Source organism: Streptomyces dysideae (genome assembly GCF_001514305.1).
Taxonomy (GTDB): domain Bacteria; phylum Actinomycetota; class Actinomycetes; order Streptomycetales; family Streptomycetaceae; genus Streptomyces; species Streptomyces dysideae.
Window position 1 is genome coordinate 53,836 of record NZ_KQ949102.1, and the last position, 13,037, is coordinate 66,872.

The 13,037-nt window shown below is 71.6% G+C and carries 9 protein-coding genes and 1 pseudogene; 6 read left to right on the forward strand and 4 right to left on the reverse strand.

All coding sequences use genetic code 11. The annotated features are described in order from the left end of the window. Positions 1–14 precede the first annotated feature (14 nt). Positions 15–1,187 (reverse strand): argininosuccinate synthase, encoded by a 1,173-nt coding sequence (locus tag AQJ91_RS33980; RefSeq protein ID WP_067029291.1) that lies wholly within the window; start codon positions 1,185–1,187, stop codon positions 15–17. Positions 1,188–1,265: 78 nt separating this feature from the next. After that, complete coding sequence (gene argH / locus AQJ91_RS33985) at positions 1,266–2,807, reverse strand: argininosuccinate lyase (RefSeq protein WP_067029293.1); 1,542 nt, start codon at positions 2,805–2,807, stop codon at positions 1,266–1,268. 427 nt (positions 2,808–3,234) lie between these two features. On the opposite strand from argH, the gene AQJ91_RS33990 reads away from it, so the two are divergent. The 6 genes and pseudogenes from AQJ91_RS33990 to AQJ91_RS34005 all read left to right on the forward strand — a co-directional run bounded on the left by AQJ91_RS33990 (position 3,235) and on the right by AQJ91_RS34005 (position 10,217). Beyond that, the gene (locus AQJ91_RS33990; protein WP_067029294.1) at positions 3,235–4,956 is read left to right on the forward strand and encodes a thiamine pyrophosphate-binding protein; all 1,722 of its coding nucleotides are present in this window, start codon (positions 3,235–3,237) and stop codon (positions 4,954–4,956) included. Between the two features lie 2 nt (positions 4,957–4,958). Further along, complete coding sequence (locus tag AQJ91_RS33995; RefSeq protein ID WP_067029296.1) at positions 4,959–6,587, forward strand: asparagine synthase-related protein; 1,629 nt, start codon at positions 4,959–4,961, stop codon at positions 6,585–6,587. After that, positions 6,584–7,537: pseudogene (gene speB, locus AQJ91_RS56305) on the forward strand (agmatinase); the annotation flags it as partial. The gene AQJ91_RS33995 and the pseudogene speB, both read left to right, overlap by 4 nt. A 90-nt stretch (positions 7,538–7,627) precedes the next feature. Continuing rightward, on the forward strand, positions 7,628–8,584 hold the full coding sequence (cs1, locus tag AQJ91_RS50505) for a clavaminate synthase Cs1 (RefSeq protein WP_324618041.1): 957 nt from the start codon (positions 7,628–7,630) through the stop codon (positions 8,582–8,584). 262 nt (positions 8,585–8,846) lie between these two features. Further along, positions 8,847–9,011, forward strand: a complete 165-nt coding sequence (locus AQJ91_RS53925) for a hypothetical protein (RefSeq protein ID WP_159054702.1) — start codon at positions 8,847–8,849, stop codon at positions 9,009–9,011. A 177-nt stretch (positions 9,012–9,188) separates the two neighbouring features. Beyond that, positions 9,189–10,217: a helix-turn-helix transcriptional regulator gene (locus AQJ91_RS34005; protein WP_067029298.1), complete on the forward strand. Its 1,029-nt coding sequence runs from the start codon at positions 9,189–9,191 to the stop codon at positions 10,215–10,217. A gap of 29 nt (positions 10,218–10,246) precedes the next feature. Here the strand turns inward: AQJ91_RS34005 and AQJ91_RS34010 are convergent, their stop codons facing one another. Further along, complete coding sequence (locus AQJ91_RS34010; RefSeq protein WP_159054703.1) at positions 10,247–11,524, reverse strand: ATP-grasp domain-containing protein; 1,278 nt, start codon at positions 11,522–11,524, stop codon at positions 10,247–10,249. A 262-nt stretch (positions 11,525–11,786) separates the two neighbouring features. Then, complete coding sequence (gene argJ, locus AQJ91_RS34015; RefSeq protein WP_067029300.1) at positions 11,787–12,941, reverse strand: bifunctional glutamate N-acetyltransferase/amino-acid acetyltransferase ArgJ; 1,155 nt, start codon at positions 12,939–12,941, stop codon at positions 11,787–11,789. Between the last annotated feature and the right edge of the window lie 96 nt (positions 12,942–13,037).

The window sequence follows — 13,037 nt, forward strand, 5'->3', positions numbered from 1 at the left end:
CGGTTCCTTTCCGGTCACGGCCGGGTCAGCGGCAGCGACCATACGTAGGCGAACCCCGCGCCCGCCTTGTGGTCGAAGGTGTCGCCGGCCTCGTAGGTGGCCAGGGCACCGCTGTATCGGGAGTTGGGCGAACGACGGCTGACCACGGTGCAGGAGCCCTTGTGGAGCTCCATGGTGATCTCGCCGGTCACCTGCGGCTGGAGCGTGGCGACGAAGCCGTCCAGGGCCCGGCGAAGGTCGGAGAACCAGTAGCCGTAGTAGGCGAGTTCGGCGTAGCGCAGGGCCAGTTGCTGCTTGTGGTGGAGGGTCTCGCGGTCGAGGACGATCGCCTCCAGCTCCTCGTGCGCGGCCATCAGCACCGTCGCGGCGGGCGCCTCGTAGATACCGCGCGTCTTGAAGCCCACGACGCGGCTCTCGACGATGTCGATCCGGCCGACGCCGTGCCGGGCGGCCAGCGAGCCGAGCCACGACACCAGTTCGGTCAGGCCGAGCTTCTCGCCGTCCAGGGCGACCGGGACGCCGCCCTCGAAGCCGATGGTGACCTGCTCGGCGTTCTCCGGAGCGGACTTGGGGTCCGCGGTGAGCTGCCAGGCGTGGGCCGGCGGCGGCTGGGTGATGTCGTCGAGCTCACCGCACTCGATGCTGGTGCCCCAGATGTTGGTGTCGATGCTGTACGGGTTCTCCTTGCTGACCGACACCTCGATGCCGTGCTCGCGGGCGTACGCCAGCTCGCTCTCGCGCGTGGTCAGCTCCCAGTCGATCACCGGGGCGAGTACCTTCAGGTGGGGGTCGAGCGCGGTGACGCTGGTGTGGAACCGCACCTGGTCGTTGCCCTTGCCGGTGGCTCCGTGCGCCACCGCGTCTGCGCCCTCGGCGTGCGCGATCTCCACCATGCGCTGGGCGATCAGGGGCCGCGACAGCGGGGCGGCGACCAGGTACTTGTTCTCGTAGCGGGCGTGGGCCTGGAGGGCGGGCAGCGCGAAGTCGGCCAGGAACCGGTCGGCCAGCGGCTCGACGTACACCTTCGACGCGCCGGTGCGCAGCGCGCGCTCCTTGACGGTGTCGAGGGATTCGAGCTGGCCGATGTCCGCGCAGAAGGCGATGATCTCGGCGTCGTAGCGTTCCTTGAGCCAGTGCAGTGCCACGGAGGTGTCCAGGCCTCCGGAGTAGGCGAGCACGATCTTCATGGGGTCTCCGGCGGGTTCCGGGGTGAGCGGCCGGGCGCGGGTCGGCCCGACCGGGGGTGCTGTGCGACGGCGCGGCGTTCAGTGCTGGGCGAGGGCGGGCAGGTCCGCTGTGACGGTGTCGAGGACCTTGGTGAAGTCGGCGCCGGCGGCGATCTCACGGGCCGCCCGGAAGGTGGCGGCCTGCGCGTTCTCCAGCCGCCCGCGGGTCTCCTCCAGCCACCGCCGGTGGCTCTCCAGCGCCGCGCGCAGCTCCGTTCGGAGGGCCTGGACGCTCTGCGGCGAGGTGCCGCCGGGGCTGGTGTAGCTGGCCACCGCGGTGCGCGGGGCGAAGATGTGGGCCAGCACCGACTCCTCGACGGGGTGGCCGAGTTCGGCCAGGATCTCGGCGCAGGCCCGGGTGTCACGCAGCGTCGCACCACGCTTGAGCAGGGCGCCGACCAGCGAGCCGGTGATGTGGTGGGTCTCGCGGAAGGGCAGCCCGTGCTCGGCCACCAGGTAGTTGGCGAGCTCGGTGGCCGTGGAGAAGTTGTCCCAGCACAGGTCCTCGCCGCGCGCGGTGTTGAAACGCAGCCCCTTGGTCTGGCCGGCCACGATGCGCACCGTGGAGAGGTAGGTGTCGATGGCGTTCCACAGGTACGGCTTGTCGTCCTGCAAGTCGCAGCTGTAGCCGAGGGTCACGCCCTTGGCCATGGTGAGCAGCTGCACGAGGGTGCCCGCGGTGCGCCCCGCCCGGCCCCGGGTCAGCTCGGCCACCACCGGGTTCTTCTTCTGCGGCATGATCGAACTGCCGGTGGCGTACGCGTCCGCGACCTCCACCAGGCTGTACTCGTGCCCGCTCCACATGACGATCTCCTCGGCCATGCGGGACAGGTTGTTGCCGCCGATCGCGAACGCCGAGGCGGTCTCGATGAGGTAGTCACGGGCGCTGGTGGCGTCCAGGGCGTGGCCGAGCACCTCGCCGAAGCCCAGCAGCCGCGCGGTCAGCCGCCGGTCCAGCGGGAAGGACGTACCGGCCAATGCACAGGCACCCAGGGCCGATTCGTCGGTGCGGTCGAAGGCGCCGCGCAGCCGGCGCACATCGCGCAGCAGCATGCTCGCGTGCGCGGTCTTCCAGAAGCCCACCGACACCGGCTGCGCCGCCTGGCTGTGCGTGTACCCCGGCAGGATCGCGAGGAGTTCCTCGTCCGGGAACGACAGCAGTACGTCGATCAGCGTCAGGTTCGCCGCGACCGCGTCGAGCTGGACCCGGCGCAGGTACATCCGGGTGTCCGTGGAGACCTGGTCGTTGCGGGAGCGGGCGGTGTGCATGTGCCCGCCGACCTCGCGGCCGAGGTCCTCGATCACCATCTGCTCGATGTTGAAGTGGACGTCCTCCAGCTCGGGGCGCAGTACCAGTTCCCCACGTTCGTGCCGCTCCCACAGTGCGAGCAGCGAGCCGAGGATCGCCCGGGCGTTGTCGGCGGACACAATGCCCTGGCGGCCCAGCATCAGCACATGGGCGATGTCCTGCCACAGGTCGGCGAAGACCAGCCGCACGTCGATGTCCGTGGTGAGCGTGTAGTCGAGGACGTCGGACGTGATGTCCTCGTCGAACCGGCCGCCCCACAACTTGTCAGTCACGTTTGATCCTTCGGTCGGGGAAGGGAGAGTCCGGCCGTTCGGGGGCACGTGCCGGGAGCCCGGGGAATCGACGGGCTCCTCGCTCGCACGGCCTCGCCTGCCGACGGCTGGTTTCGATCCTCGACGGGCCCGGCGGCGGGTGTCCACCGCACTGTGGTGGCCGTGACCTGCCGTGTCCGGCATCGGACACGGGCGTCCCCGCGGACGGCGGTGACCGGGAGGGGACGCGTCCCCAGGCGGTCACCGGGGCGCGGTGGACGTGATCCGCCGCAGCGGATTGAGTCGATGTCCGGGCCCGTTCCGCGCCCCCAACTCCTCTGCACGGGAGCTCGTTTCCCGTTCCCCGGCGCTCGTGCGCCCGGAAGCCCCGATCTGAACGCCCCCTTGCGGACAAGCCCTTCGAGGAAGTTCGAGGAAAGAGGTTTTCATGTCCCGTGTGTCGACCGGTCCGTCGGATCACACCACCGCGGCCGCGCTCCTGCTCCAGCGGCTGCGCGCCCACGGCGTGGAGAAAGTCTTCGGTGTCGTCGGCCGGGAAGCCGCGTCGGTCCTGTTCGACGAGGTGGACGGGCTCGACTTCGTGCTGACCCGGCACGAGTTCACCGCCGGGGTCATGGCGGACGTACTGGCCCGGATCACCGGCCGGCCGCAGGCGTGCTTCGCCACGCTCGGCCCCGGCATGACCAACCTGTCCACCGGCGTGGCCACCTCGGCCCTGGACCGCAGCCCCGTCATCGCGCTGGCCGCGCAGTCGGAGTCGTACGACGTCTTTCCGGTGGACACCCACCAGTGCCTCGACAGCGTCTCGGTCATGCGGCCGATGACGAAGTACGCCACCGAGCTGGCGCGTCCGGCCGACATCACCGACCTGGTCGACTCCGCGGTCACCGCGAGCACCGCCGAGCCGGTCGGGCCCAGCTTCATCAGCCTGCCCGTGGATCTGCTGGGCGCGGGCGTGCCGGAGGCCGACGACACCCCGGCGCCACCGGCCCGCCGGCCCCGCAAGCCGGTGGCCTCGGTGGACGCCGACTGGCCCGAGCGGCTGGCGGAGGTCGCCGACCTGCTGGCCAAGGCCGAGCACCCGGTGCTCGTGGTCGGCGCGTCGGCGATCCGCTCCGGCGCCGTCGACGCCCTGCGTGCCCTGGTGGAGCGGCTGAGCATCCCGGTCATCACCACCTACGTCGCCAAGGGCGTGCTGCCGCACGGGCACCCGCTCGCCTACGGCGCGGTCACCGGCTACATGGACGGCATCCTCGGCTTCCCGGCGCTGCGGACCCTGTTCGGGCCCAGCGACCTGGTGCTCTGCCTCGGCTACGACTACGCCGAGGACCTGCGGCCCTCCATGTGGGCCCACGGCCGGGAGAAGAAGGTCGTGCGGGTCGCCCCGACCACCAACCCCGTGCCGCGGGTGTTCCGCCCCGACGTCGATGTGGTCGCCGACGTGCTGGCCTTCGTCGAGGCCCTGGACGCCGCCACCGCCGAGCTCGCGCCGAAGACCCCGCACGACGTCTCCGCGCTGCGGGCGCGGGTGGCCGAGTTCCTCGCCGATCCGCGCGAGTACGAGGACGGCATGCGCGTCCACCAGGTGATGGACTCCATGAACACCGTCATGGCCGAGGCCGCGGGAGCGGGCCGCGGCACGATCGTCAGTGACATCGGCTTCTTCCGCCACTACGGCGTCCTGTTCGCCCGTGCCGACCAGCCGTACGGCTTCCTGACCTCGGCGGGGTGCAGCAGCTTCGGCTACGGGCTGCCCGCCGCGATGGGCGCCCAGCTGGCCCGGCCGGACGAGCCGGTCTTCCTGATCGCGGGCGACGGCGGCTTCCACTCCAACAGCGCCGACCTGGAGACCATGGCCCGGCTGAACCTGCCGATCGTGACTGTGGTCGTCAACAACGACACCAACGGCCTGATCGAGCTGTACCAGAACCTCGGCCACCACCGCTCCCACGACCCGGCGATCCGCTTCGGCTCCGTGGACTTCGTGCAGCTCGCGCAGGCCAACGGGGTGGATGCGGTCCGGGCCGACGACCGGGACGCGCTGCTGGCCGCGCTGCGCAAGGGGGCCGGGCTGGGCAGGCCGTTCCTCATCGAGACGAAGATCGCGTACGACTTCCAGCCGGGCGGCTTCGACGCCCTGAGCATCTGATCATGCGCGGCTGCATCTCCGGCGCGACGGGGTTCGCGCTGACGGCGACCCCGGCCGGGCGGCGGGCCGACGCCCGGGCCGGGAAGCGGCGCATCCCCCGGTTCGCCACGGCGGGTCGGGTTGCGGACGTCGAGGTGCGGGCGGGGGACTGGTGGTGGACCGGGTCCGTGGTCGGCCCGGACGCCTCAAGTGCCTGCCTGTCGCTCGCCGTTGACGGATCCTTGGCCGTCCTGCTCGCCGGAGAGCTGTACAACCAGGACGAGTTGGCCGGGGCACTGGGCGATCCGGGACTGGCGGAAGCGGGCGACGCACAGCTGCTGCTCGCCTGTCTGAAGTGCTATGGCCCGCACGCCTTCCGGCTGCTCAACGGCCGGTTCGCGGCGCTGGCCGCGGACGGGGGCGCCCTGGTGGCGGCCACGGACCACTGCGGCGGCGTACCGCTGTACCTGACCGCCGTGGCGGACGGGCGGGTGTCCGTGGCCACCGAGGCCAAGACCCTCCTGGCGGTGGCGGACGTCGGCGCGGGCGGGCACCCGGTGGCCGGACTGCGTGCCGTCCGCGGATCCGACGGGGTGCACCAAGTCCCGGCGGGCGGCGCGGTGGTGGCCGAGGCCGCCGCCGGCCGCCCGCGGACCCGGCTGGTGCGCACCTGGACGCCGCCGCTGCACCGCCGGTACCTGCCGGAGCGTCAGGCGCTGCGGGAGGTACGAGAGGCGCTGGAGCGGGCCGTGCACCGCAGGCTGCGGGACGGGCCGGGGCACACCGCCGTGCTGTCCGGCGGCATCGACTCCAGTGCGGTGGCCGCCCTCGCGGCCTCGGCGGACGGCGCGCTGCACACCGTGTCGATGGGAACCGACCTGCGCGACGAGTTCCGTGAGGCCCGGCTCGTCGCGGACCACCTGGCCCGTACCCGGCCGGGCCCGCCCGGCCCCCGCCACACCGAGATCAGGATCGGCACCGCCGAGTTGCTGGCCGAACTCCCGTGGACGGTATGGGCGTCCGAGTGCACGGATCCGGAGGTCGTCGAGTACCTGCTGCCGCTGGCCGCGCTGTACCGACGGCTGCCGACGGGCCGCCCGCTGCGGATCCTCACCGGCTACGGCGCGGACATCCCGCTCGGTGGCATGCACCGCGAGGTGGACCGGCCGGCCGCGCTGGACGACGCGGTGGCGCACGACATGGACACCTTCGACGGCCTCAACGAGATGTCCCCGGTGCTGTCCGGTGCGGCCGGCCACTGGACCACGCACCCCTACTGGGACCGCGACCTGCTCGAGTCCCTGGTCACCCTGGAGGCGGGGCTGAAACGCCGGCACGGCCGCGACAAGTGGGTGCTGCGCGAGGCGGTCGCCGACCTGCTGCCGGCCGAGACGGTACGGCGCCCCAAGCTCGGCGTGCACGAGGGATCCGGCACGACCAGCTCCTTCACGCTCCTGCTGCGCGAGCACGGCGTCCCGGATGCGCGGATCGCCGCCGCCAAGGGCGCGGTGGTGCGTCGGCTGTACGACGCGGTGGTGGCCGGCGCTGCCCACCCGGACGAGATCGACCTCGCCCACGAGACGAAGGCGGCGCTGGCCGGGCAGGACGCCGCCGGTCCGCTGGTCCCCGACCCGGAAGGAGCAACACGATGACCGGTGCGCACGCTCCCGGTGAGCGCGTCCAGACCACCCGCTCGCCCCGGTACGCGCAGCTCGCCACCTTCATGCGGCTGCCTCATGTGCCGGACCCGGTCGGCCGCGACGTCGTCGTCATCGGCGCCCCCTACGACGGCGGCACCAGCTACCGGCCCGGCGCCCGGTTCGGCCCGCGGGCCATCCGCGCCGAGTCCGGGCTGATCCACGGAACCGGCATCGACCGGGGCCCCGGAACCTTCGACCTGATCGACGTCGTCGACGCCGGTGACATCGACCTGTCGCCGTTCTCCATGGAACTCGCCATGGAGGCGGCGACCGCCGCGCTCACCGGGCTCCTGCGGGACAACGGGGCGTTCCTGATGCTGGGAGGCGACCATTCGCTGTCACTCGCCGGGCTGCGCGCGGCGCACGCCAAGCACGGCCGGGTGGCGGTTCTCCACCTCGACGCGCACAGCGACACCTTCCCACCGGTCTACGGCGGTACGTACCACCACGGCACCCCGTTCCGGCACGCGATGGAGGAGGGGCTGATCGACCCGGCCGCCTTCGTCCAGATCGGTATTCGCGGCCACAACCCGGCACCCGACTCGCTGGACTACGCGCGCGGGCAGGGGGTCACGGTCGTCACCGCCGACCACTTCGCCGAGCGGGGCCCGGCCGCCACCGCCGCGCTGGTGCGGGAGCGGACCGCGGGGCTGCCGCTGTACGTGTCCGTCGACGTCGACGTCGTCGACCCGGCCTTCGCGCCGGGGACCGGAACGCCGGCCCCGGGCGGGCCCACCTCGCGTGAGGTGCTCGCCCTGCTGCGCACGGTCGGCGACCTCGACCCGGTCGGCTTCGACGTCATGGAGGTCAGCCCGCCCTTCGACCACGGCGGGATCACCTCCCTGCTCGCCACCGAGATCGGCGCCGAACTGCTCTATCAGTACGCCCGCTCCCGCCGGACCGCCTCCGGTGCCCGCAGCACTGAGCGAGCGGCCGACCGCGACCGGCTCCGTACGGAAGGAAATCCCGTGCCCGCTCCCGCCGTTGAACCGATCGTCGCCTGCGACCAGTGGGCCGACGCGCTGACCGCGCTGCGCGGCACACTGCCCAAGGTGCCGCGAGCCGACCTGCCCGCGTTCTTCGCGACGGCCGGTGAAGCCGCCGGGCGACTCCCCGAGGAGCTGGCGGCCGTGCTCGACACCTTCCGCGAGGACGGCAACGAGCACGGCTACCTGCTGCTGCGCGGACTGCCCCACGACGAGGCGGAGCTCCCCGCCACACCGACCTCGAGCCCGCCGCCCTCCGAGCGTGAACTGCTCGCCATGGAGGCCTGGTTGGCGCTGGTCGGCCGTCGGCTCGGGCTGCCCACCGGCTACCGGGAGCTGCGCGCGGGGGCCGTCTACCACGACGTGTATCCGGCGCCGGGCGCGCACGACCTCTCCTCCGAGAGTTCCAAGGTCCTGCTGGACTTCCACACGGAGATGGCCTACCACCGCGACCAGCCGCACCATGTGCTGCTCGCCTGCTCCCGCGCCGATCACGCGGGAAGGGCCGCCACCCTCGTCGGCTCGGTGCGCCGGGCAATCGCGCTGCTCCCGGACGCCGACCGCGCGGAACTCCTCGCCCGCCCCTTGCCCTGCCAGGTCGACATCTCCTTCCGCGGCGAGGCGGCGGACCCGGGCCCGAGCGCACGGGTGCCGGTGCTGTACGGCGATCCCGGCGACCCCTGCCTGGGCTACGACCGCGAACTGCTCGCGCCGGACACCACGCGGGCCAAGGAGGCCCTCGCCGCGCTGTCCGGTGCGCTGGACGAGGTCACCGAGGCCGTGCACCTGCGCCCGGGCGACCTCCTCGTGGTGGACAACTTCCGCAGCACCCACGCCCGTACGGCGTTCACCCCGCGCTGGGACGGCCGGGACCGTTGGTTGCACCGCATGTACATCCGAACGCCCGGACAGCTGACGGGTCCCGCCGAACCGGGGGACGTCGTCGGGTTCCGGGTCAAATGACCGGTGACCCTGTGTCCGGAGTGCAAGATTCCCGGTCTCCCCGGCGCCCGGAATGAAAAATTTCCTGTGCCATCCATGTCGGCTGCATCATTTCCATAGCCGTTCCCGTAGTATTTGAAATTCAGTTACCTTTTGTTACGTGGCCGAAATGTGTCATGGCACCTCTCGGACGCGATTTCCGCTTTTCTCGGGCTGATGGAGACGGCAGAATCGTTATTGCCGGGGCCAGAGTTCCGGTGACATGAGTCACAAGGGGGAAGCAATGCAGACGCGGGGCGTCCAGATCTACCGGAACGGCCTGATGGCGATCCTTATGGGAGTCGCGGCACTCCTGCTCCTGGCCGACGGCACGGCCCAGCCGGAGCAGGTCGCGGCGACGGGGCAGGTCATCGGTACCGACCGGCAGGACGACCTGGCCTGGGGCTGACGGATCACGGCGCTGGCTGTCGAACGGGCCGTCGCACGGTGCGGGCAACACGCACCGTGCGGCGGCCCGTTGGCGTTGTCCGTCGGCGGGTGGGGTGCTGCCGAAGTGGGCAGGGTCATGGCAACCGCATGATTAAGCTTGCGGAGCAATGCATGACCATAGAAGAGCGGATCGTTCGTGTACGCGCTGACTGACCTGGCCCACCGGCTGCTTCAAACGACCCTGGCGGACCCGTCCATCACCCTCAGGGACGCCGCGCGGTCGCTCGGCCTGACTGAGGAGGAACTGGCCTTAGGGCTGGACGAGCTCGCCCGGGCCGGCCTGGTACGCCGGCTGGAGGGCCGCGGCGAGCTGGTGACCCTCACCCCCGACGCCGTGTTCGCCCGGCTCGTGGCCCTGCAACAGGAGGCGACCCGGGCGCGCCTCGCCGCCCTGGAGCGCACGGACGCGACGCTCGGTGTCCTCAGCGCCTCGCTGATGCGGCTGCGCGCGGAGGGGGGAACGGTTCCGCAGACCCGGCGGCTGGTCGGCGGGCGCGAGATATCCGGCGCACTCGAAGGCGTCGCCGCGCAGGCCCGTACAGAGGTGCTGAGCATGCACCCGGGGTCGCCGCTGCCGCAGGCCATGCTCAAGGACAGCATGAAGCGCAACCGCGAGGTCATCGACCGCGGCGCCACCATGCGCTCCGTGCACCTGAGTTCGATGCTCAAGGTGCCCCACGGCCGCGCCCACCTGGAGGGGCTCCGGGACGCCGGTGCCGAGGTCAGGGTCACCTCGGTGCTGCCGTTCCGGCTGGTCATGGTCGACCGCGTGGTGGCCTACGTACCCGAGGAACCGCAGGACGAGGGCCCCGGTGCCGAGCTGCCGGAGATGACGGCACTGGAGATCCGCGACCCGAGCATGATCGCGTTGTTCCGGGCGGTCTTCGAGTTCTGCTGGATGCACGGCTCGGCCGCGCTGGGGGACGACGTCCCGGGCGTCGACGAGGTGGGGGAGGAACTCGACAGCCGCGAACTGTCCCTGGTGCGCATGCTCGGCCGGGGCATGAAGGACGATGCCATCGCCCGCTCGCTGGGCATCTCCTCCCGCACACTGCGCCGCATGATGACCGAGGTCATGCGCAAGCTGGACGCCGATTCCCGTTTCCAGGCCGGTGCGCATGCCGCAGCCCGTGGCTGGCTGGATGTCCGCACGGAGACCTTCTGACGGTCCGTTGTCGCATGGGGCGGCCGTGGTCAGGCGCCCGACGTGCCGATCTGCAAGGCGATCTGGCCCAGTGCGGCGTCCGCCATGCGGACCGCCTCGCCGGAGGTGGCGGCCCGGGTGACGACGTGGCCCACCACATCGACATTGTCCGTGGGCACGCGTGCCTCGTCGCCCGGTGCCGCGTCGACGGCAACGTCCAGGACCCCGGGGACCCGGCGGGCCAGGTCGAGCCCGTGCACCGCCTCGACCCGCCCGGCGGCCGGCGCCGTCACATAACGGGACACCGCCGCGGCGGTGGTGCGGAACGACAGCTCCGGAGTGTCCCCGGTGTGCATCCGGATGATCTCGCGCGGCATGTCCAGGCCCGTGCTCTCCCGGACCAGCCGGGTGATCTGGGCCCCGCCCATACGGGCGTTGACCTCGATCAGGCGCGGCCCGTCGGCGGTGAGCCGCACCTCGACATGGGCGGCGCCGAAGTCGTGGCCGAGCGCGTCCAGCGCCGCCACGGCCACCGCCGCGCACTCCTCGACCAGGGCCGGCGGCAGCAACGAGGGGAAGGTCTCGCCGAGTTCGACGAAGTACGGGTGCGGTCCCAGCACCTTGTCGGTCACCCCGAGGACGACCGTCCGCCCGCCCCAGGTGAGCGATTCGACGCTGACCTCGGGTCCGACCAGGTACTCCTCCACCAGGGCCCCGGGTTCACGCGGCTGCCCCCGGAAGTCGGTGGGCACGTCGGCGATGGCGTGGAAGGCGGCCAGCAGGGCGGCCTCGTCGCGGCACAGTCGTACGCCCAGGCTGCCGGCCTCGGTCATCGGCTTCACGACGCAGGGCAGACCGAATTCCCGTGCCGCGGCCACCGCTTCGCGCTCGGTCAGGGCGACGCTCCAGCGGGGCACCGGCACGCCCGCCTTGGCGCACAGCTCACGGGTGCGGCGCTTGTTGCGGGCGTTCAGGGCGGCCTGCGGGTCGAGGCCGGGCAGGCCCAGGGCACGGGCCGCGGCGGCCGCGACGGCCATGCTGTAGTCCGTCGAGGAGTACACGCCCCGCAGGCCGACGCTCGCCTGGAGGCGGCGCAGCTCTGCGATGACCCGGTCGGGGGCGGAGGTGTCGGTGAACACGGTCGCGCGGGCGTCGCGCACCGCGTCGAGGACGGCGGGGGCGTGGGCGTACAGCTCCATGTCCCGGGTGAGGAACACCGTTTCGAGGCCCAGCTCCCGGGCGGCGTGGAAGGCCACCGCGCCGAAGCGGTGCAGCCCGGTCTCCACGATCGCGAGCACCTTGGCCTCGCCCTCGCGCTGACTGTGCATGGTGTCGCGCACCTTTCCTCGGACCTCGTCCACCCCAGGTAGTCTCACTGATCGCGAGGGCGTGGGGCGGCGATCGGGGCTGGCCTTTGCGGGCCACGACCGGACCCGGCCAGGGCCGGTCGGATGTCGACGCCGGGCGGAGAAGAAGAGCAGGTGAGGGCGGAAAGGGAAGGGGATTTCCCGGAATGCCGCCGGTCGCGGTGCCCCCGGGAAATCCCCTTCTTCGCGCAAGCTCGTCAAGCGCGCTTTTTTCGGGGAATTTTCAGGTCGTGTAGTCGGCGTTGATCTTCACATAGCCTTCGGTGAGGTCGCAGCCGTACACCGTGAAGGCCCCGTCGCCGATGCCGAGGTCGAGGCCGATGACGACCTCGGCCGAAGTCAGGTACTGGGCGCCCTTTTCCAGGAGTGCGGCGTCCGGCTCGGCGGGGTACATGACGAGGTCGCCGAACCGGACGTGGACCCGGTCCGGGTCGATGTCCGTCTCCTCGCGGAGCTTGCCCACGGCCATCACGACCCGGCCCCAGTTGGGGTCGGCACCGTGCACGGCGGTCTTGACCAGAGGCGAGTTGACCACGCTCTTGCCGACCCGCTTGGCCTGGGCGTCGTCACGCGCCCCGGTGACCCGGACCTCGATGAGCTTGCTCGCGCCCTCGCCGTCCGAGGCGATGTCGCGGACGAGGTCCAGCGCGACCTCGTACAGTGCCTGCTCGAAGTCCGCCGGGTCCACCTCGCCCGCCAGACCGTTGGCGAAGATCGCCGCGGTGTCGCTGGTCGAGGTGTCGGTGTCGATGCTCAGCGCGTTGAAGGTGCGGTCCATCACGCGCCGGAACAATGCGTCCAGTTCGCCGGCCGGGATGTCGGCGTCGGTGAAGAAGAACGTCAGCAGCGTGGCCATGTCGGGCTCGATCATGCCCACGCCCTTGGCGATGCCGGTGAGCACGGCGTCGCCGACGCGCACCGAGACATGCTTGGCGCGGGTGTCGGTCGTCATGATCGCCCCGGCCGCCGCGGCGTAGTCGGCCTCCGGGAAGGGCCACGACAGGGCGGACAGGCCGGCCCGGACGCGGTCCATCGGGTACGGGCGGCCGATCACGCCTGTCGAGCCGATGACGAGTTCCTCGGGCTCGATGCCGACGGTCTCGGCGACCCTGCGGCGCACCTCAACGGCGTTGTCCGTGCCGGTCTGCCCGGCCGCCACATTGGCGTTGCCGGAGATCACGACCATGCCGCGGCTGCGGTGCCCGGCGGCGGCCGCACGGCTGAGCGTGACGCTGGGACCCGAGAAGCGCGAGCGGGTGAAGACCGCGGCCGAACGGGCGGGAACCTCCGAGACCACGACCGCGAAGTCGTCGGCCGTGTCCTTCACGCCCATGTTCCTGGTGATGCTGCGGAAACCCTTCGGGGTCACGGCGGGCATGGGGCTTCATCCCTTCAGCTGCATGAACATTCCGGCAGTCGTAAACATAGTCCATCCTGGCCCCCAATGTCGCGAGAACCGGGATGGTTTAGTGCA

Bases quoted from the DNA above. Each gene is read 5' to 3' on its own strand.
- AQJ91_RS33980 (WP_067029291.1), bottom strand. From the start codon at position 1,187: ATGAAGATCGTGCTCGCCTACTCCGGAGGCCTGGACACCTCCGTGGCA.
- AQJ91_RS33990 (WP_067029294.1), top strand. From the start codon at position 3,235: ATGTCCCGTGTGTCGACCGGTCCGTCGGATCACACCACCGCGGCCGCG.
- AQJ91_RS33995 (WP_067029296.1), top strand. From the start codon at position 4,959: ATGCGCGGCTGCATCTCCGGCGCGACGGGGTTCGCGCTGACGGCGACC.
- AQJ91_RS53925 (WP_159054702.1), top strand. From the start codon at position 8,847: ATGCAGACGCGGGGCGTCCAGATCTACCGGAACGGCCTGATGGCGATC.
- AQJ91_RS34010 (WP_159054703.1), bottom strand. From the start codon at position 11,524: ATGCACAGTCAGCGCGAGGGCGAGGCCAAGGTGCTCGCGATCGTGGAG.
- argJ (WP_067029300.1), bottom strand. From the start codon at position 12,941: ATGCCCGCCGTGACCCCGAAGGGTTTCCGCAGCATCACCAGGAACATG.